At 59.3% G+C, this 20,548-nt stretch carries 9 protein-coding genes; 8 read left to right on the top strand and 1 reads right to left on the bottom strand.

Annotated elements, in window-relative coordinates; translation table 11 throughout:
- Positions 1-12: 12 nt before the first annotated feature.
- Positions 13-999, bottom strand: coding sequence for a Na/Pi cotransporter family protein (locus tag B9T62_RS24065; RefSeq protein WP_087917604.1), 987 nt, complete (start codon positions 997-999; stop codon positions 13-15).
- A 100-nt stretch (positions 1,000-1,099) separates the two neighbouring features.
- Here B9T62_RS24065 and B9T62_RS24060 point away from each other — a divergent pair, with 100 nt between their 5' ends.
- The 8 genes from B9T62_RS24060 (at position 1,100) to B9T62_RS24025 (ending at position 20,487) form a co-directional block, all read left to right on the top strand.
- Positions 1,100-2,476, top strand: coding sequence for a class I SAM-dependent rRNA methyltransferase (locus tag B9T62_RS24060; RefSeq protein WP_087920403.1), 1,377 nt, complete (start codon positions 1,100-1,102; stop codon positions 2,474-2,476).
- A gap of 189 nt (positions 2,477-2,665) precedes the next feature.
- Entirely contained in the window at positions 2,666-3,676 is a 1,011-nt protein-coding gene (locus tag B9T62_RS24055; RefSeq protein WP_157793989.1) for a helix-turn-helix transcriptional regulator, read from the top strand.
- Positions 3,677-3,827: 151 nt separating this feature from the next.
- Positions 3,828-5,609: an ABC transporter ATP-binding protein gene (locus B9T62_RS24050; protein WP_087920402.1), complete on the top strand. Its 1,782-nt coding sequence runs from the start codon at positions 3,828-3,830 to the stop codon at positions 5,607-5,609.
- Positions 5,606-7,345 carry an ABC transporter ATP-binding protein gene (locus tag B9T62_RS24045; RefSeq protein ID WP_087917602.1) on the top strand — a complete coding sequence of 580 codons (1,740 nt, stop codon included), beginning with the start codon at positions 5,606-5,608 and terminating at the stop codon, positions 7,343-7,345. The genes B9T62_RS24050 and B9T62_RS24045 overlap by 4 nt, the downstream gene beginning before the upstream one ends.
- 236 nt (positions 7,346-7,581) lie before the next feature.
- Complete coding sequence (addB, locus tag B9T62_RS24040; protein WP_087917601.1) at positions 7,582-11,112, top strand: helicase-exonuclease AddAB subunit AddB; 3,531 nt, start codon at positions 7,582-7,584, stop codon at positions 11,110-11,112.
- A complete protein-coding gene (locus tag B9T62_RS24035) occupies positions 11,109-15,176 on the top strand; it encodes a UvrD-helicase domain-containing protein (RefSeq protein ID WP_087917600.1) in 4,068 nt (1,355 codons plus the stop codon). Before addB ends, B9T62_RS24035 begins: the two co-directional genes overlap by 4 nt.
- Before the next feature lie 711 nt (positions 15,177-15,887).
- A complete protein-coding gene (locus B9T62_RS24030; RefSeq protein WP_087917599.1) occupies positions 15,888-17,069 on the top strand; it encodes an exonuclease SbcCD subunit D in 1,182 nt (393 codons plus the stop codon).
- Between the two features lies 1 nt (position 17,070).
- Complete coding sequence (locus B9T62_RS24025) at positions 17,071-20,487, top strand: AAA family ATPase (RefSeq protein ID WP_087917598.1); 3,417 nt, start codon at positions 17,071-17,073, stop codon at positions 20,485-20,487.
- The last annotated feature ends 61 nt before the right edge of the window (positions 20,488-20,548 follow it).

The following is a 20,548-nucleotide window of genomic DNA, read 5'->3' as shown; positions in this document are numbered from 1 at the left end:
CCGGCAGCGGGATCAGGACTGGAGGCGTGCCTCCAGCCTGGACCACACCGGCAGGTAGCAGAGCGGCAGAGCGCCCAGCGAGCAGACGACATTGAAGATCGTCTGCGCATGGGCGATCCGGGCCGCGGGGCCGCCGCCGATCCAGGCGGTGACCTGCTCCAGCGGCCCGATCAGGGGCAGGAACAGCAGAGCGCCGCCGACGTTAAGCGCCACATGAGACCAGGCGACAAAGACGCCGGAGGGCGAGCCGCCGATCGAGGCGATCACGGCTGTTACGCAGGTGCCCACATTGGCGCCAAGCACAATGGCGATGCCCAGCTCCGGCGGCATCGCGCCTGAAGTGGCCACGCCCATCGACATGGCGATGACGGCGGCGCTGCTGTGCAGCATGGCGGTCAGGCAGGCCCCGGCCGCCAGCCCCCATAACGCGCTGGTAGCCGCGTGGTCCAGGAACCACTGGAACAGGCCGCTCGTCTGCAGGGCGGGGCCGATGGACTGCATGACCGCGATGCCCCACAGGACAAGCGCGAACCCGGCCACCGCCAAGCTGATGAACTGCAGCGGGCTGCTGATCCGCCGCCCGGCTGCTGCCAGCCGCTGCGGTCCCGGCAGCTCGCCGGCGACGACGGCGGCGGCCCACAGGCTGAGCGAAGCGGCCAGCAGCGGCGCGGCGGCCGAGCTGAGCTGCAGGCTGATCAGCTCGGTGGTCAGGCAGGTGCCGATGTTGCTGCCGAGAATAATGCCCAGCGTGCGGGCATAGGTCAGCAGCCCGGCATTGACCATGCCGATCGTCAGCACCGTAACAGCGGTGCTGCTCTGCAGCAGCGCGGAGAGCAGACTGCTGGCGATCAGACCTTTGACCGGTGTGGAGGTGGCTTTATTCAGGCTGCTCCGCAGCAGCGGGCCTGCAAGCTTGGACATGGCGGTCTCCATCAGCTTCATGCCGGCCAGAAAGATCACAAGACCATATAGGATAGGGAACAGCAGATCACGGATCATAGGACAGGCTCCTTTGGACGGGGGTTGTACACCAATATATGAAGGCAATGCTAAGGACATGTATACAAACTATTTTGAAGAGAAACAGGAGTTGAAGATATTGGCATCGGTTATTCTGGACAAAAACCGCAAAAAAAGATTGGAACAGAGCCATCCGTGGGTCTTTGCAGGGGAGATCGCTTCCGTAGAGGGAGAGCCGCAGGCGGGCAGATTGGTAGAGGTGCTTAATCACCAGAAGAGATACCTGGCAACCGGATACTACAACCCGGCATCACAGATTACGGTCAGAATTGTGTCGCAGGCTCCGCTTGCAGCGATGGATACGGCGTTCTTTATTGAACGGTTCACCCAGTGTCTGGAGCACAGACAGCGTTTCCTCCCGGGTGCGGATGCGTACCGGCTGGTTTACGGAGAAGCGGATTTTCTGCCGGGGCTGATTGTAGACCGTTTCGGCGAGATTCTGGTGGTGCAGCTGCTGACGCTTGGTATGGATAAGTGCCGCACCGAGATCATCGAAGCGCTGGTGCAGGTCATGGCGCCGCAGGGAATCTACGAACGCAGCGATGTCAGTGTGCGCGGGCTGGAAGGCCTGGAGCAGACAACCGGCGTATTGTACGGTGACTGTCCGCGCCATGTGACCGTAAGCGAGAACGGGCTGAAGCTGACCGTCGATATTGAGGAAGGCCAGAAGACCGGATATTTCTTCGACCAGCGCGAGAACCGCGCTTCGATTGCTCCGCTGATGAAGGGCTGGGGCGGACGCAGCGGAATTACGCTGCAGGAAGTGGAGGCCGAGGACGGCTCCTTGCAGCAGCTGCCTGTGAACAAAAGCGGCAAGCCGGTCAGCTTCCCCTATTGGGATGGGGCAACGGTGCTGGAATGCTTCGCGCATACCGGCAGTTTCACACTGCATGCCTGCAAATACGGCGCCAAAAAGGTTACCTGTCTGGACGTCTCTGCCCATGCCATCGAAAGCGCGAAGGTCAATGTGGAGCTGAACGGGTTCACGGATCGGGTGGAATTTGTCGTGGACGATGCCTTTGCCTACCTGCGCAATCAGGTAAAAGGGCTGGATGAGCGGACAGAGCGGGCGACCGCTTCGGGCGCAGCCAAGGCGGATACAGCCAAGCCGATGACGGCGGGCGGTGGCCGGAGCTGGGATGTGGTGATCCTGGATCCGCCTGCTTTTGCCAAGAGCAAGGGGGCAGTGGCAGGGGCGGTCCGCGGATACAAGGATATCAACCTGCATGGCATGAAGCTGGTCAATGAGGGCGGCTATCTGGTAACAGCCAGCTGCTCGTACCACATGCAGCCGGAGCTGTTCCTGGAGACGATTGCCGACGCGGCCAAGGATGCGGGCAAGGTGCTGCGCCTGATCGAATGGCGGGCCGCTGGCAAGGACCATCCGCAGATTCTGGGCGTTAATGAAGGCCATTACCTGAAATTCGCCATTTTTGAAGTACGGAGCAAGAAATAGAGCAAGCCTGCAAACGGCTATGATCAGAAACCGGCAGTCTCTTGTTAGTTGAGAGAGTGGCGGTTTCTTTGAAATATAAGAATTTATAGGTTCCACGCTATAATTTATCCTTCTTCTGTTTGCCATTGATAATAGTTCTCAATTGCGACTATAATGGATGTATCGCATGAAGAGAGAAGGCTGAACACATTGCAGAATAAGGATTGGACTCCATCTGAAACTATAGATGCCCACAAGACGCTGAGTGGTAAAGACTTCAACCATACCTTCCGTATCGACAGAGGTGATTTCCAAATTACTCTACCCGAATCTATAGGGCGGGGAAGCTGCCGAAGTCTGCTTGCACCCGGCTGTATCCAGATGTCGGATTTCGACCTGCAGTTTAACCGCGACATAGAAGCCAATGGCGAATTCATGATGCCGCGCACCGAATTGGTATTCTGCCTGGGACAGGGGATCGAGTGGGGCACATCGCTGAAGGGTGAGGATTTCCAGATCTGCACCGGGGAGAGTGCGCTGCTGCATGGCGGAGGCCGGTCGGAGAACTGTGTGTACCATAGTGATACCGAATACCGGTTTCTCAGCATTGATATGAGTCCTGAGCATTTTGTGCGCTTGACCGGAAATGAAGAGCCGGGCAGGATAGCCAGTGACGGGGCGTTGTTCAGCAGGAACAGTATTACTCCCGAAATGACCCTTATTCTGAAGCAGATTGCCGACTGCTCCTACGGTTCAGGCATGCGCGAGCTGTATCTGGAGGGCAAAATGCTGGAGCTGCTTGCCGTCTATCTCAATGAGTCGATGCATGGCAGACAGCAGACTCAGCGAAGCGTTAAGCTGTCCAAGGAGGATATGCGCAGCCTGGAGCTGGCGAAGGAAATCCTGCAGCGTGATTATCTGCAACCGCCTACCCTTGCCGGACTGTCCAGGATGATCTGCCTGAATGAATTCAAACTCAAAAAAGGCTTCAAGGAAATGTACGGCTATACTGTCCATGCCTATGCCATTGAGCAGCGGATGCAGAGTGCACGCCGGCTGCTGGAGAAGGGAGATATCTCAGTCAGCCAGGCAGCTGCCAGCGTAGGGTATGGCAATGTCAGTCATTTTGCAGCGGCCTTCCGCAAAAGATTCGGTGTGTCTCCGGGAGCCTTCGCCAGCGGAGGCAGGCGAACATCAGCCCACAGGCAGCAGCCGTCGTAAACTCCCTTTTTGGGCAGGAATAATCCCATACTTGGTAGAGCGGCGCTCTTCCACCACGTACACTTATGCACAGAGAATCATTCTCAGTGCATTTTTTGTGTGCGCTAAAATTAGGAGTGGAGGGAACGCTGTGAGTAGAACCAAAACCGGCATGCCCCGGCTGCTGGAGATCGCCGGAGAGAAACGGGGGCTGCTGCTCCTTGCCGGAATCTTGTCCTCAGCCAGTGCCGTGCTGATGCTTGTTCCGTTTATTTCTGTATATTTCATCCTGGCGGAGCTGCTGCGCCATGCCGCTGCCCCGGCCCAGGCGGATGGAGCGCTAATGATAACCTGGGGCTGGATTGCCCTGTATGCGCTTATCCTCGGCCTGGTGCTCTCTTATGCCGGAATAATGTGTTCACATATTGCCGCTTTCCGTATCCAGTATCAGCTGCGGATCAAGATGACGGAGCATCTGGGCAGGCTGCCGCTGGGATACCTGACAGGCACCTCAACGGGAACGGTCAAAAAAACGCTGGAGCAGAACGTGGACAAGGTGGAGAATTTCATTGCCCATAAGCTGCCTGATCTGATCAGTGCGGTAGTGACCACGGTACTGATGATAGGCGCGATGTTCTGGCTCAGCCCGCCGCTTGCGCTGGCTTGCCTGCTGCCGATTGCCGCCGGCTTCGCCGTCCAGTCGATGCTGATGACAAGCCGCAAGGGCAAAGCCAGTGCCAAGCAGTATTATGACTCTCTGGAGCAGATCAATGCTTCTGCCGTTCAATATGTGCGCGGGATGCCGGCAGTTAAGGTGTTCGGGCAGACGGTGCATTCCTTCCGTAAATTTTACAGCGATATGGTAAGTTACCGTGATTACTGCCTGCAGTTTACCGACCGTTATCAGAACGGCTATATTCTGTTCAAAACACTGCTGGTTTCGCCGTTTACATTCATCCTGCCGGTAGGCGTGTTTCTGCTGGACGGTTCCCCGGATGCGATATCCTTTGCGCTGGTGCTGCTGTTCTTTCTGGTCATGGCCCCGGGCGTGTCTACACCGCTATTCAAGCTGATGATGCTGGCTTCCAGCACCAGGGATATCGGTGAAGGCGTAGAACGGATGGACCGTCTGCTGGCGCAAACGCCTGTGCCGGAGACTGCTATTCCCCAATCGCCGCAGAGCTATGAGATTGAATTCAGCGGGGTCACCTTCTCTTACCATCCCGACGGAACTGCAGCGGCAGCGCTACACCAGGTGTCCTTTCGGGCGGAGCAGGGCAGGGTAACCGCACTGGTCGGTCCTTCAGGTTCAGGCAAATCGACTGTGGCCAGCCTTGTGCCGCGGTTCTGGGACCCTCAGGCCGGCAGTATTACCATCGGCGGAGTGGATATCCGCAACATGGCGGTGGCCGAACTGATGAACACGGTTGCCTTTGTGTTCCAGGAGACTTTTCTGTTCTATGATACGTTCTATGAGAATATTGCCGTCGGCAAGCCCGGAGCGACGCTGGCTGAGGTGCAGGCTGCTGCGCGTGCCGCCCAGTGCGATGACTTTATCACCCGGCTCCCGCATGGCTACGATACTCTTATCGGTGAAGGCGGCGTTTATCTGTCCGGCGGGGAGGAGCAGCGGATCGCCGTTGCCCGGGCGATTCTGAAGAATGCGCCCATTCTTGTGCTGGATGAAGCGACCGCTTTTGCCGACCCGGAGAATGAACACAGGATGCAGCTGGCCTTAACGGAGCTGATGCGCGGCAAAACGGTGCTGGTCATAGCCCACCGGCTGAGCTCTATCCGCGAAGCGGCCCAGATCTTGGTGCTGCAGGAGGGAGAAATCATTGAACGCGGCACACATGACTCCCTGCTGCTGCGGCAGGGGCAGTATGCGAGGATGTGGGAAATCTATACGGATGCCGGAGAATGGCATATAGAGAGGGCAGGTGGTTCTAGATGAAGCTGCTGCATAATATAACAGCCGGGAACCCCGGACAACTGGTGAAGCCTGTGTTCTATTCAGTGCTGGCCAATCTGGTCAGTGTGCTGCCGTTTGCGCTGATTATTGAAGCCGTCCGCCTGATTTTTGCGCCTTATATCACACCGGGAATGCTGCTGCAGACCGAACGGCTGTGGTGGATCTGCGGAGGACTGGCAGGATCGATGCTGCTGCTCTTTCTGAGTGAAATACCCGCCTATCGTTCGGCTTACCGGGGGGCCTACCATGTCGCGGCCCAAGGTCGGGCAGAGCTGGCTGAGCATCTGCGCAAGCTGCCGCTGGGTTATCTGACACGCCGCGACCCCGGCGATCTGGCCAATATGATGATGGGGGATTTCACGCTGGTGGAGACAGGCATCTCCCATCTGCTGCCCCAGCTGGCCGGCGCTTTCGTGCTGCCCTTGGCCGCGCTGGCCGGATTGCTTGCGCTGGACTGGCGGATGGCGTTGTCCATGTTTGCTGCGTTGCCCCTTGGCCTGCTGATTATGTACTCAGCCTCGAAGCTGCAGCGCAGACTGGGTGCTTCACATATGGAGGCGAGACTGAACGCAGCCAACCGGCTGCAGGAGTACCTGAATGGCATCCAGGTGATGAAGGCCTACAACCTGACAGGGGACCGATTCGTCCGCCTCGAACAATCCTTCAAGCTGCTGATGAAGGAGAGTATCCGGCTGGAGGCGGTGTTTGGCCCGATTATCATGACTGCGATTGGTCTGCTGCGCGCCGGTCTGACCCTGCTGGTGTACGTCGGGGTTCATCTGCTGCTCGGCGGTGAGCTGGGCGTGCTGCAGCTGGCGGTCTTCCTGATTATCGGCACACGGATCTACGATCCGCTCACTACGGCGCTGACCAATTATGCCGAGTTCCGCTACAATGAGCAGGCCGGCGAGCGTATTGTGCAGCTGCTGGAGGAGCCAGTCATGTCAGGAAGCACGGACCCGCTGCCCGCAAGGCGCGGCATCCGCTTTGAGGAGGTAACCTTCGGCTATGGCGGTCAGCCTGTGCTTAAGAATGTCAGCATGGATCTGCCGCAGGGCAGTCTGACTGCTATCGTAGGCCCATCGGGCAGCGGTAAAAGCACTGTGCTGCGCCTGATCTCCCGCTTCTATGATCCCGGGGAAGGAAGGGTATTGATGGCAGGCCGTGACCTGCGCAGTATAGACCCTGAGCACCTGCTGAAGGAGGTGGCTGTAGTCTTCCAGGACGTGTATCTGTTCCAGGATACGATTGGCCGTAACATCGCTTTTGGCCGGGAGGGGGCCACCGGAGAGGAGATCCGCCAGGCGGCCGAGCTGGCCCGCTGCCATGATTTCATCATGCAGCTGCCGCTGGGTTATGAGACTCCGGTCGGAGAAGGCGGCAGCACCTTGTCAGGGGGAGAGAAGCAGCGGATATCGATTGCCCGGGCCATCCTCAAGAACGCCCCAGTGGTGCTGCTCGACGAAGCGACCGCTTCACTGGACCCGCAGAATGAGGCGGATATCCAGAAGGCGATTCAGGCCCTGATCGCGGGCAGGACGGTGATTGTCGTTGCCCACAGGCTCAAAACCATCGCCGGTGCGGATAATATCCTCGTGCTGGAGGACGGCTGTCTGGTGGAGCAGGGCCGCCATGACCGTTTGCTGGCCCTTGGCGGCTTGTACGCCCGCATGTGGAAGCTGCAGCAGGAGTCGACAGGATTCCGTATATCCTCCTGAGAGAAGGATAACAAGAATTATAGGGGAGGGCTCTGTAAATAGGGATGATCCGGGTGGAAGCTCCGTCCGGATCATCCCTATTGTGGTTTCCAATCATTTGAAAAAAGTGGCAAACGTATGTTCCGTACCTGTGAGTTATGGTATAATGACAGGACGAAAATCCCGCAGGATTTAAGCGGCGGGTGCAAAGGTTCAGAGTGCTTATACCTCTCCCCTCTCGGAAGGAGTCATCATTTATGACGGTTACATTTTTGCTGGGCCGCTCGGGCAGCGGCAAGACCACACACATAGGGAACAGGATCTCCTCCTCCCTGGAGCAGGAGCCGCTGGGACCGCCGATTATTCTGCTTGTTCCCGAGCAAGGCTCCTTCGGCGCGGAACGTGGGCTGTTAACTGCGGGCCATGCCAAGGGCAGCGTACGTGCGCATACCCTCAGCTTCTCGCGTCTCGCTTTCCGGGTGAAGCAGGAGACCGGCGGCAGCGGAGCATTGCCGATCAGCGAAGAAGGCAAGAAGATGCTGCTCTATCGGATTCTCAGCCGCCGCAAGGATGAGCTGAAGCTGTTCGGCGCATCAGCGGACCGTCCGGGGTTCGTGGAGCGACTAAGCCAGCTGCACACGGAGATGAAGCGCTGCTGTCTTGGAGCCTCTGATCTGGAGGAGCAGCTGGCTGCGCTGTCAGGTGCGATCCAGGGCAGCCCGATTCTGGCGGGCAAGCTGGGTGATCTTCATCTGGTGTTCAGCGATCTGGAGCTTGAGATGTCACAGCTCTATATGGATGGAGAGGACAGGCTGGCGGAGCTGGCTGAGCATATACCGGAGTCCGGTTATATCCGCAGTGCGGAGATTTGGGTGGACGGCTTCCACGGGTTCACCCCGCAGGAATTCGTAGTGCTGCGTGAATTGATGATTCATGCGCCCCGGCTCACCATTTCGCTTACTCTGGACCGAGTCTATCCTCCGCTGCTGCCGCCGCATGAGCTGGAGCTGTTCCATCCGGCTGCGGTAACCTACATAAAGCTGCGTGGAATAGCGGAGGAGACCGGACTGGAGATTGCAGATGAGCTGCTGGCTCCGCCGGTGCTGCCCCGTTTCAGCAGCAGTCCGGTGCTGGCCCATCTGGAGCGCGGGTTCGACCGCCGTCTTCCTTGGCATGGCGGCAAGGAGCAGGTTGAGGCCGATTTAGTCATTGGCGCTGCCGCTTCACGGCGGACGGAAATGGAGAGCGCGCTGCGTGAGATGATAAGGCTGGCCAGGGATGAAGGCGCCAAGTACGGAGAAATGGCTGTGTTCATGCGCAATATTGGGGATTATGAGCAGCTGGTAGCCCCGCTTTTTACGGATTACGGAGTGCCAGTGTTTCTGGATCAAAAGGTGGGCGAGCTACATCATCCGCTGGTGGAGTTTATTCGCTCTTCCCTGGATATTGTGCGGCGGCGCTGGCGTTATGAGGATGTGTTCCGCTGCGTGAAGACGGATCTGCTGCTTCCGCTCGACGGCAGTGTCACACGTGAGGATATGGACATGCTTGAGAATTATGTGCTGGCCTGTGGTATTCAGGGCTACCGCTGGACGGATGGCCGTTCTTGGAGGGGAATTCCGAGTCTCTCGATGGAAGGAGAGCGAGTGGTTGATGAACAGCTGCTCTTCAAGGTGGAAGAGTGCCGGGCGTTAATTACAGGACCGCTACAGGCTTTCGAGCAGCGGGTCAAGAAGAGCCGCAGCGGGCTTCAGCTCTGTACTGCGGTGTATGAGCTGCTTCAGGAGACCGGTGCCGCGCTTAAGCTTGAAGCGATGAGTGCCGTGGCATTGCAGCGCGGACTGCCGGAGCAGGCCCGTGAGCACAGCCAGCTGTGGGATGCCGTGCTGGATCTGCTGGACCAGATTGTGGAGATGATGGGGGCGGAGAAGCTTGATTTTGAGCTGTTTGCCGGACTGCTGGAGACCGGACTTGCCGAGCTGAAGCTGGGTCTGGTGCCTCCTGCGCTGGACCAGGTGCTGGTCGGCAATATGGATCGCACGCGCGCTTCCGGCGTGAAATATGCCTTTCTGCTTGGATTTAATGAGGGTGTGGTTCCAGCTCAGTTTACGGAAGACGGCATTCTGTCCGAAGGAGAGCGCCTGCTGCTGGAGAATGCCGGGATGGAGCTTGCTCCCGGAGCTTCACGCAAGCTGCTGGATGAACGCTATCTGATCTATAATGCGCTTACTGCGGCCAGCGACAGATTATGGGTCAGCTATGCCCTGGCAGACGATGAGGGCAAGCCGCTGCTTCCGTCCGAGGTAATCCGCCATCTGCGCCGGATGTTCCCGGATGCCGCCGAGCAGGTGCTGCCGGCATTTCCGGCAGCACTGTCGCCTGAGGCCTCTGAAGACGCCGTACAGGCCGGAGATTCTCTGCATCTGGGTTTCGTAGGCCAGCCGCAGCAGAGTCTGAACCTGCTGCTGATCCAGCTGCGCAAGTGGCGGCAGGGAGGGCAAATCCCGGGCATGTGGTGGGATGTGTATAATTGGTTCGCCGCAGACCCGGACCGTAGAGCTGAGCTGGAACGGCGAATAGGATCGTTGTTCTACCGCAATGAGGGCACCCGTCTGAAACGTGGAACAAGCCTGCGGCTGTATGGTGGCACCACGCTGCGCGGCAGTGTGTCGCGGATGGAGAAATTCGTCGGCTGTGCCTTCTCCCATTTCGCTTCCTACGGCCTGCGGCTGAAGGAACGCCAGCTCTACAAGCTGCAGGCGCCTGATATCGGGCAGCTGTTCCATGCCGCCCTGAGCGATATGGCGAAACGGCTGCAGGATCAGGGACGCGGATGGGGCAGCCTTAGTGCCGAGGAATGCCGCCGCGAGGCGTCGGAAACGGTGGAGAGGTTGTCTCCGATGCTGCAGGGCGAGATCCTGATGAGCTCCAAGCGCTACGGCTATATTTCCCGCAAGCTGAAGAATATCGTCGGACGGGCTACGGTCATTCTGGGCGAGCATGCCCGTAGGGGCAGCTTCGAGCCGGTCGGGCTGGAGCTGGACTTCGGACCCGGCAAAGAGCTGCCGCCGCTGAGAATCACGCTTCCGAACGGCTGTATCATGGAGGTGGTGGGCCGGATAGACCGCGTGGATATGGCGGAAGGCCAGAACGGTGTGCTGCTGCGCGTCATTGACTATAAATCCAGTCAGAAGGACCTTAAGCTGCACGAGGTTTATTATGGATTGTCTCTGCAGATGCTGACCTATCTGGATGTGCTGCTTACCTATGCGGAGCAGTGGCTGGGCCGTCCGGCGCTTCCTGCCGGAACGCTCTATTTCCACGTGCATGATCCGCTGCTCTCTTCGCCGAACGGGCTGAACCGTGAACAGGCTGAGCAGGAGCTGCTGAAACGCTTCAAGATGAAGGGTCTGCTCTCCGCAGACCGTGAGGTGATCTCGCTGATGGACACCACCCTGGACAAAGGCCATTCCTCCATTGTACCGGTGGCTCTGAAGGCGGATGGCAGCTTCTATACGAATGCCTCGGTGGCAACGCCGGAGCAGTGGGGCCAGCTGCTGACTTCTGTGCGCAGCACAATTTCAGAGATCGGTACCCGGATAACGGAAGGGGATGTGGAAATTCAGCCCTACCGGATTCAACAGGAGACGGCTTGTACATTCTGCTCCTTCCGGCCGGTATGCCAGTTCGACGAGGCGGTGGAAGGCAATAGCTATAACAATCTGGGCAAACCGGGCAAGGACGTGATCTGGGACCTGCTGTCCCGGCAAGGAGGAGTGGAATCGTGAACTTAAAGGCAGTAAAAGAAAGCAAGCCGGAAGGAAGCAAATGGAGTGATGACCAGTGGCGCGCCATTGCCGAGAGCGGCGACGATATTCTGGTGGCGGCAGCGGCAGGGTCAGGGAAGACGGCCGTGCTGGTGGAACGGATTATCCGCAAGATCAGCCGTGAGGAAACCGGCTTCAGCGTGGACAGGCTGCTGGTGGCCACCTTCACCAAAGCGGCGGCCGCCGAAATGCGGCAGCGGATCCGTGAGGCGCTGGACCAGGAGCTGGAGCTGCAGGGCGACAACGAGCATCTGCGCCGTCAGCTTGCCCTGCTGGGACGTGCTTCAATTACAACCCTGCATTCCTTCTGCCTGGAGGTTATCCGCCGCTATTACCAGCTGATTCCAATCGATCCGGGCTTCCGGATTCTTAATGAGCATGAAGCGGAAATCATGCGTCAGGAGCTGCTGGAAGAATTGCTGGAGGAGAAGTACGGCGAAGCTGGGGACAACGGCGAGGATAGTGTGTTCATCCGGCTGGCCGATTGGTTCAGCGGAGAGCGCAGCGACGATGCCGTGCATGCGCTGGTGCAGCGGCTGCATAATTTCGCGCGCAGCCATCCGTGGCCTGAGCAGTGGCTGCGGGATACGGCTGCTGAGTTCTCGCTGCCGGATATCGCGAGCCTGGGCCGCACGGCTTGGGTGCAGAGTATCCTGCTGGAAGCGAAGCTGACGCTGGAAGGTGCGGCAAGCCAGCTGCTGCAGGCGCGGGAAATCGCGCTGCAGCCGGGCGGGCCGGCTCCGTATGCCGACAACCTGACGGCTGATCTGGAGATGGTTAACGCTCTTCTGGAAGCTGTGGCGCAGCAGAACTGGCCGGAGCTGTATGATATTTTCATGGAGGTTCAATTCGGCAAGCTGAAGGCCTGCCGCAAGGATGCCACCGATCCCGGACTTCAGGAGACCGTCAAGGAACTGCGCGACAACGTCAAAAAAAGCATCCTTGAGCTGCAGAAATCATTATTCGGTCGTCCCGCAGACGTCTATCTGACAGAGCTGCACGAGGCTGCTCCGCTGATGGAGGAGCTGGCAGAGACTGTCATTGAATTCGGCGAGCGCTTCCGGGCAGCCAAAGCAGCCAGAGGAATGGTTGATTTCAACGATCTGGAGCATTATTGCCTCCAGATTCTGCGGCATCCCGATTCCGAGCCTGGTCAGCCGCTGCCTTCCGATGCAGCGATGGAATACCGCGCCCAGTTCGATGAGGTGCTGCTGGATGAGTATCAGGATACGAACAGTGTGCAGGAGGAGATCGTACGGCTGATCTCCCGTGAAGAGCCGGGGAACCGCTTTATGGTCGGCGACATGAAGCAGAGCATCTACCGCTTCCGTCTGGCGGAGCCGGGGCTGTTTATGGATAAATACCGCAGCTTCGGCGCGGTGCGCGGCGGTGTGCGGAGCGGAGGCGCTGTGATTGACCTGGCGCGTAACTTCCGCAGCCGTCTGGAAGTGGTTCATGCGGTCAATATGATTTTCCGTCAGGTGATGAATGAGAATGTGGCGGAATTAACCTATGATAAGCGTGCCGAGCTGGTGTACGGTGCCCATTTCCCTGGTGCGGAGGAGAAGGGGCCGGATCTTAATTTCGCTCCCGAGCTGCTGCTGATCGACCGCGGCAAGCCCGCTCCCGGTCTGCCTGAGGAAGCTGCAGCAGAGGGGGAGCTTCCCCAGCAGGAGAATGAGGTTGTCGAGAGTGAAACGGCGCAGCTGGAGGCGCGTGCGATTGCCCGGCGCATCTCGCAGATGACGGGAATGACCGGAGCGCCGCCACTGATGATCTATGACAAAAACGCCCAAGCCAACCGTCCTGTAGGATATGGCGACATCGTAATTTTGCTGCGCTCGGCTAGAATATGGACTCCGCTGATGATTGAGGAGCTGCGGCTGGAGGGCATCCCGGCATTTGGAGACCAGAACAAAGGGTATTTTCAGGCAACGGAAGTAGAGGTGGCCTTGTCCCTGCTGCGTGTGGTAGACAATCCGCGCCAGGATATTCCGCTGGCCGGTGTATTGCGCTCTCCTGTTGTCGGTCTGAATGAGGAGGAGCTGGCCGCTGTGAGACTGTGCAGCCAAGGCACCTTCTATGAAGCGCTGCTGGCAGCGTCGGAAGAACCGCAGGCACAGAGCGGCGATAGCGAGGTGGCAGCAACTGCCGAGAACGTGCTGGATTTACCAATCCTTATAGAAGGTGACGGTTTCGCCAGCCTGGATGTGATCCAGGAGGCCTATGAAGCAGAGAAGGCAAGCGGCGTAACTCCGCAGGTTGCGCCCGCCCTGCGGAAGAAGCTGCGGCATTTCCGCAGCCAGCTGGACAGCTGGCGGGATTCAGCCCGCCAGGGCAGCCTCAGCAATTTGATCTGGCGGATCTTCGGGGAGAGCGGTTATCTGGAATGGGTTGGCGGCTTGCCGGGAGGAGTCCAGCGCCAGAACAATCTCAGAGCGTTGTATGACCGGGCGGTCCAATTCGAGAATGACACCTCGGCCCGCGGCTTGTTCCGTTTTCTGGTTTTTATCGCCAGACTGCGTGACAATGGCGGCGATCTCGGGGTTGCCGGGAGCGGCAGCGAGGAAGGAAGCGGCGTCAGAATTATGACTATTCACAAGTCGAAGGGGCTGGAGTTTCCGGTAGTGTTTCTGGCGGGAATGGCCAAGATGTTCAACCGCCAGGATCTGCACGCCCCATTTCTGATGCATAAGGAGCTTGGTTTCGGTCCGCGTTTTGTGGAGCGGGAGACGCGGGTTAGTTATCCCACTCTTCCCTATCTGGCTATCAACCGCCGCTCGCGGTTGGAGCTGCTGGCTGAAGAGATGCGGGTGCTGTATGTCGGTCTGACCCGTCCGAGGGACAAAATGATCCTCGTCGGCACCGTGCGCGATCTGCCGCGCAAGATTGCAGGCTGGTGCGCGATGCAGAACCGCGACGAGCTGCTGCTGGAGGATCATCTGCTGGCCCGCGGCCGCAGCTATCTGGATTGGGTTGGCCCGGCGTTAATCCGCCATCCCGGTGCGGCCATTCTGCGCAAGCTGGCCGGACAACAGGGCGCTGTATCCATCGTGCTGCACAGTGATGCCTCGAATTGGAGCATCAGCGTGGTGGATTCATCCGAGCTGGGCTCGGGTGTGCTCTCTGCCAGGGACGGCCTGGAAGACGGCGGGGAGCGGCAGTCTGCATTGAAGGCGCTGAGGAAGGGCGATGCGGTTGAGTTCTACGGAACCGCAGGCCGCGACGAAGTCAGTCGTAGATTGGAATGGAGTTATGAACATGCTGCAGCCTCAGGCATTCCAGCCAAAACCTCGGTCACAGAGCTGAAGACCCTGCTCTCCATGCAGGAGCAACCGTCTTTCGATCAACTGGAGGAAAGGGTGTCTGGAGTGGATGGGCTGCAGGCTCGTTCCGCCGGGGCGGCAGACAATAGCCTGCACCTGCGCCGACCGAAATTTATGGAGCAGCGCAGTCTGACCTCGGCGGAACGCGGTACAGCCTATCATACGGCGATGCAGCATATTCCGCTGGACGGTCCGGTCGACGTGGCTGTAGTGGAAGAAACCTTGGCCCGGCTAGCCAGAGTATCTATTCTGACGGAGGAGCAGGAGAAGGCGGTGGCGCCTGAGCAGGTAGTCGCGTTCTACGGCACCGGCTTAGGCCAGCGACTGCTGTCTGCTTCGTGGAAACAGCGTGAGCTGCCGTTCAGCTATATGGTTCCGGCGGCGGAAGCTTATAGGGGATTGGGTTATTTTGATGAGGCAGTCGCCAATCTTCCCTCCCCGGCCGGAGGCCATGCTTCCGAGGAAGCGGTGCTGATTCAGGGGGTTATCGATGGTCTGTTCCGTGAGGACGGACGTTTGATTCTGCTGGACTACAAAACCGACCGTGTGCCGGAGCATTCGGAGGGGCTTGCCGAGCTACAGGAGAAATACCGCTTCCAGCTGGAGCTGTACGCGAAGGCATTGCAGGATATTCTGGGAGAGCCGGTCAGCGAGACCTGGCTGTATTTCTTCGACGGCGGCCATGCTGTGCAGTTATAGGGTTAATTAACTGGAAGTCGAAAAAAGAGCCATGTGGAGGACTCCGCGTTATTGCTTAGGTCTCTGCGTAGAGCTAGCATATAGCTTGGAGACTTCGGAGTGAATAGTTGCGAGAGTCGTTACTATATAAGATGAACACAAAAATTAAAAAAAGGGTAGATAGAATGTTGTGTGGAATGTTCGGAGCAAATAGATGCGAAAGTGCAACTAAATTCAACCGGATTGCTAGCCAACAGACGAATAAGTGTGATTGTGCAACTAATTTCGAGTAGGTCAGGCTTTTTCTGCTCAAAAGACCAAATTAGATGCCTATTTGCACTTATTTCCCACAAAACGGAAAAAATCCGCCAATTAGATGCGTTTTTGCAACTAAATTGGTGAATTGGGAATAGGAAACCATCACGTAGCGTAGTATTCGATGTTCTCAGCATACTGTATCCTAAATAGTAACCATTTTCGGACTTATGACACCACAGAGAGCTAAATCTTCGCTGTTAACATCACAACGTGGTTTTAGCAGTTCCATTCCAACTAGTAGTGACTACTCTAGCAAATAAATGTGCAAATTCAATAGGAGAACGTACCACAGCACAGTAAGACTCGTTATCGCACACTCGGCTGAGACCTGGGCAGCAGCACTCAACAGCTAATGGGTAGCGAATTTAAGAAAATATGGGCCTCCCGGTAAGGGGAGGGGAAAGAGGCGTAATGATGCGGATATTGCATACGGGTGACTGGCATTTGGGCCGCACACTGGAAGGAAGGAGCCGCCAGAAGGAACAGGAGCAATTCATCGACGAGTTAGTGGACATTGCCGACCGCCAGCAGGCGGACCTGATCCTGATGGCCGGGGATGTCTATGATTCTGTGAATCCGCCGGCGGCGGCAGAGCAGTTGTTCTACGAGGCGGCGGCGAGACTAACTTCCGGCGGACGGCCGCTGGTCGTTATCTCGGGTAATCATGACCAGCCCGAGCGTGTAGCCTCAGTCTCCCCGCTGGTCACAAGACAAGGCATTACGCTGGTTGGCCTGCCGACTGCGGTTCCGGTGACCGTTCAAGCGCTGCATACAGGCGAAACGGCCAAAATCGCCGCACTCCCCTACCCCTCCGAAGCGCGGCTCGGCGAGCTGCTGGCCGGGGATGGTGATGAAGGCGAGCTTCGGCTTGCCTACAGCGCCCGTGTAGGCAAGCTGATGAAGCAGCTTGGCCGGGAGTTCACGCCGCAGACTGTCAATCTGGCGATGAGTCATATCTATGTGCTGGGCGGCGTGGAGAGTGATTCGGAGCGGCCGATCCAGGTGGGCGGCGCGTACACCGTTGATCCATCTGCGTTGTCCTGCGGCGCGCAATATACCGCGCTGGGACATCTTCACCGCGCCCAGCGGGTCAAAGGCGAAGGGATGATCCGCTACAGCGGCTCGCCGCTGGCCTACAGTTTCTCTGAAGCGGGACAGGCCAAGTCGGTGACGATGATTGAAGTGAGTCCGGGCGGTGAGCCTTCGTTCGAAGAGATCTACCTGCGCTGCGGCCGCCCGCTGGTCCGCTGGAATGCGCTTGGCGGACTGGAGGAGGTGCACCGCTGGCTGGATGAAGGGCGGGACCCGGATGCTTTTATCGATCTGGAGATCCGATTGGGCGAAGCCATGTCGATGAATGAAATCCAGCGCCTGCGCAAGTCGCGCGAAGGCATTATCCATATCCGTCCGGTCTATCCGCAGATGGAGCAGGAGCTGGAGCAGCTCTCCCGTTCACGGATGCCGGTGCAGGAGCTGTTCCGCAGATTCTACCAGCGCCAGACGGGTGGTGCCGAACCGGATGAGGGCCTGATCCAGTTGTTCCTGGAGCTGGCGGAAGAAGAGCGGCGGGAGCCGGAGGAAGAGGGGGAGAACTGACGTGAAGCCAATTCTATTAAAAGTAGCCGGACTGCAAAGCTACCGGGAAATGCAGGAGATCGATTTCCAGAGTCTTACCGAGACGGGTCTGTTCGGGATTTTTGGACCGACGGGCAGCGGCAAATCCAGTCTGCTGGATGCAATCACCCTGGCGATGTACGGGAAGGTGGAGCGGGCCGTAAACGGCACGCAGGGAATCATGAACCATTCCGAGGATTCGCTCAGCGTGGCTTTCACCTTCGAATTAACCTCTGCGCAGGGTACCCGCCGCTACCGGGTTGAGCGCAAGTTCAAGCGGACGGGCGAGCAGTCGGTCAGCAATACGATCAGCCGCTTCATTGAGGTGACTGCGGAGGGCGACAGTGTCCTGGCGGACAAGCTTGCGGATGTTACGCGCCAGGTGGAGGAGCATATTGGCTTGAAAATGGATGATTTCACCCGCGCAGTAGTGCTGCCTCAGGGCAAGTTCGCCGAGTTCCTGTCGCTGCGTGGTGTGGACCGCCGCCAGATGCTGCAGCGGCTGTTCCACCTGGAGCAATACGGCGATCAGCTGGCGATCAAGCTCAGCCGCCGTGTCAAGGAGAACGAGGCGGCGCTGCGCGCGCTGGAGGCTGAGCAGCAGGGGCTGGGCAGCGCGGCGAGCAGTGATGTGGAGGCGGCCGCAGAGCGCGTCAAGGAAGCTGCGGCTCACGCTGCCGACTGCCGCCGCCGGCTGGAAGCCGTCTCTGCTGCGGCGGAGCGGCTGTCGCGTATCCGTGAGCTGCAGGAGGAGCGGCTGCGCCGTGAGCAGCAGCGGCAGGCTCTGCTGGGCCATGAGGAGGAGATTACCCTCCTCGAAGGCAAGCTCAGCAAGGCGGATGAAGCCGGGCAGCGGTTGCCTGCGCTGAATGCCTGGAGAAGCGCGGATGAGGTCTGGAAGAGCCGCCAGACCCGTGCAGAGGGGCTGGAGGTGCGCGCCGCCGCCGCCGAAGCGGAAGCGGCGCGGGCTGCTGCGGCCGAAGCGGCGGCCCAGGCCGCGCTGGCCGCAGAGGAGCCGGCCCTCCGGCAGGGGGCCGACACGCTGCGCCGCGCGCTCGAGCTGGAAGCCGAGCTCGGCGGCCTGCGCCGCGACCTCGCGGCTCTCACCGAGCGCCGCGATGAGGCTTCCCGCAGGCTCGGCGAGCTGCGGGAGGGCCTGGCACGGGAGCGTGCGCTTTTGGCCAAGGGCCAAAAGCTCCAGCAGGAGCTGCAGCTGAGCCTGCAGCCGCTGGGGGTCCGCTCCCAGGAGCGGCAGTCGCTGCAGGAAGCCATGCAGCGGCTGCAGGGCCTGCTCTCCGCCGAAGCCCAGTGGGCCACGGCGGACAAAGAGAGCCGCGAGCGGGCGCAGGCGCTCGCGGCGGCGCAGGCCCGGCTCGAGGGCGCCGGGGCTCGGCATGCCGCGCAGCAGGAAGCGCGCGGGGAGCTGGTGCGCGAGGCTGCGCAGCACCGGGAGAAGCTTGCTGCGGCGGAAGATACAGCCGCCGCAGCAGCCCGGGACCTGGAGCTTCATGGCGCTTCGCTGGAAGCCGCGCTCCAGAGCCGGGAGGTACATAGGCTCTCGCTCGCCCTCTCGCGTGAGCTGCAGGAAGGGCAGCCGTGCCCGGTCTGCGGCAGCGAACACCATCCGTCACCTGTACTAGTACAGGACGGGGAAGAGCAGGATCTGCACAGCACGCTGCTGCAGGTGAGGGCTCTTGCCGGACGCGTACTGGACAGCCGGCACCAGCTGCGCAGCTTGCGTGAGCAGGACCAGTCCTGGCTGGAGCAGATATATGGCGCAGGCGCTGAGCCGGCTGTGGAGTCGCCTGCGGCCGCCGCTCTGGAGCAGCCGCAGCTGCAGGAACAGAATGCTCCGCAGCTGCCTGAAGCAGCGGAGGCGGCCGTTGCCGCTCTGGAAGCCGCTTATCAGCAAGCGAAAGAGCGTTCAACTGAGCTGCGGCGTAAAGCAGCCCATTGGCAGCAGTCGGTGCAGAGCCTTCAGCAGCTGCATCTGAAGGAAGCTGCCGCCGCAGAAGCCGAAGCTGCTTGGCTTGATGGTATAACTGCCAAGGCAGCGGAGCTGGCCAGCCAGCTTGCCTTGCTGCGACAGAGCTGGGAGCAGCATTTCCCTGAGCTGCCGCCTTCGCGGGTGGAGCAGGCTTACCGGGAGCTGCAGGCCAAGGATGAGCAGGCCGAGGAAATCCGGGCGCGCTTGGACAAAAGCGTCACTTTTCTCGAAGACAAAAGCGCTGCAGTCCAGGCCGGGCAAGAGGCGATTGCCGCGCTGGACAAGGAGCTGGCGGCGTGGACTGCGCAGCTGGAGGGCAAGCAGGAACTGAAGCGCGAGAAGGAGCAGCGCCATCACGAATGGACGCAAGGCCGTGCGGCCGGGCCTTTGCTGGCGGAGTGTGAGCGCCGGCTGAAGGAGCTGCTGGCTGCTGTAGAGAGTGGCATAAGCCTGCGCCGTGCGGCTGCCGAACGTGCCCAGCAAGGCAGCAAGGAGTCGGCGATTGCCCGGCAGGCGGCGGAATCCGCCGGCGAGCATGCTGCCGCTGCTGCGGAGCAGTGGCAGCAGAGCCTGGCCGCTTCGCCGTTTGCTTCCGCATCCGAGGTGGAGGAGTCGGCGCTTGCGCCGGAGGAGCGGGAACGCGCAGCGACTGCCGTGCGAACCTACCGCGACAGTGAAGCGGAAGTAGCGCTGCAACTGCGGCATATCGAGCAGAAGCTGGATGGTGCAGTGTTGAGCGCGGAGGAATGGCAGGAGAGCCAGGACAATCTGCGCAGCTGCAAGCAGGCAGATGAAGAAGCGCTGCAATCCCGTGCGCGGGCCGAGCGTGATCTGGAGGACCTGCGCCGCCGCCATGTGCGCTGGATGGAGCTTGAAGAACAGCGCAGCGGCCATGCCTCCATGCAGGACCGGTTGTCCAAGCTGCAATCGGTGCTGCGCGGCAATGCTTTTGTGGAATATATAGCAGAGGAGCAGCTGATGCAGGTATGCCAGGCCGCTTCCCAGCGGCTGCGTTTCCTGAGTAAGCAGCGGTATGCGCTGGAGGTCGACTCCGGGGGCGGCTTTGTGATCCGCGATGACGGGAATGGCGGGATGAGAAGGCCGGTATCCACGCTTTCGGGCGGGGAGACGTTCCTGACCTCTCTGTCGCTTGCGCTTGCGCTGTCGGCACAGATCCAGCTGAGGGGCCAGTATCCGCTGCAGTTCTTTTTCCTGGATGAAGGCTTCGGCACTCTGGACCCTGAACTGCTGGATACGGTTATTACTTCATTGGAGCGCCTGCAGAGCGATCAGCTGTCGGTGGGTATTATCAGCCATGTTCCTGAGCTTCGGGCGCGCCTGCCGCGCAAGCTGGTGGTGGTTCCGGCCGAGCAGGGAGGCGGGGGTTCGCGGATCATTTTGGAAAAAATGTGAAGTCCCCTGGTAAATGTGATAACAATCACAGAGACACCACCAACCCGCTGTTATAATACAG

The sequence above is a fragment of the Paenibacillus donghaensis genome, assembly GCF_002192415.1.
In the GTDB taxonomy this organism is placed as follows: domain Bacteria; phylum Bacillota; class Bacilli; order Paenibacillales; family Paenibacillaceae; genus Paenibacillus_AQ; species Paenibacillus_AQ donghaensis.
The sequence above is the reverse complement of the archived record's forward strand: the minus strand, read 5'-3'. Positions and strand labels throughout refer to the sequence as shown.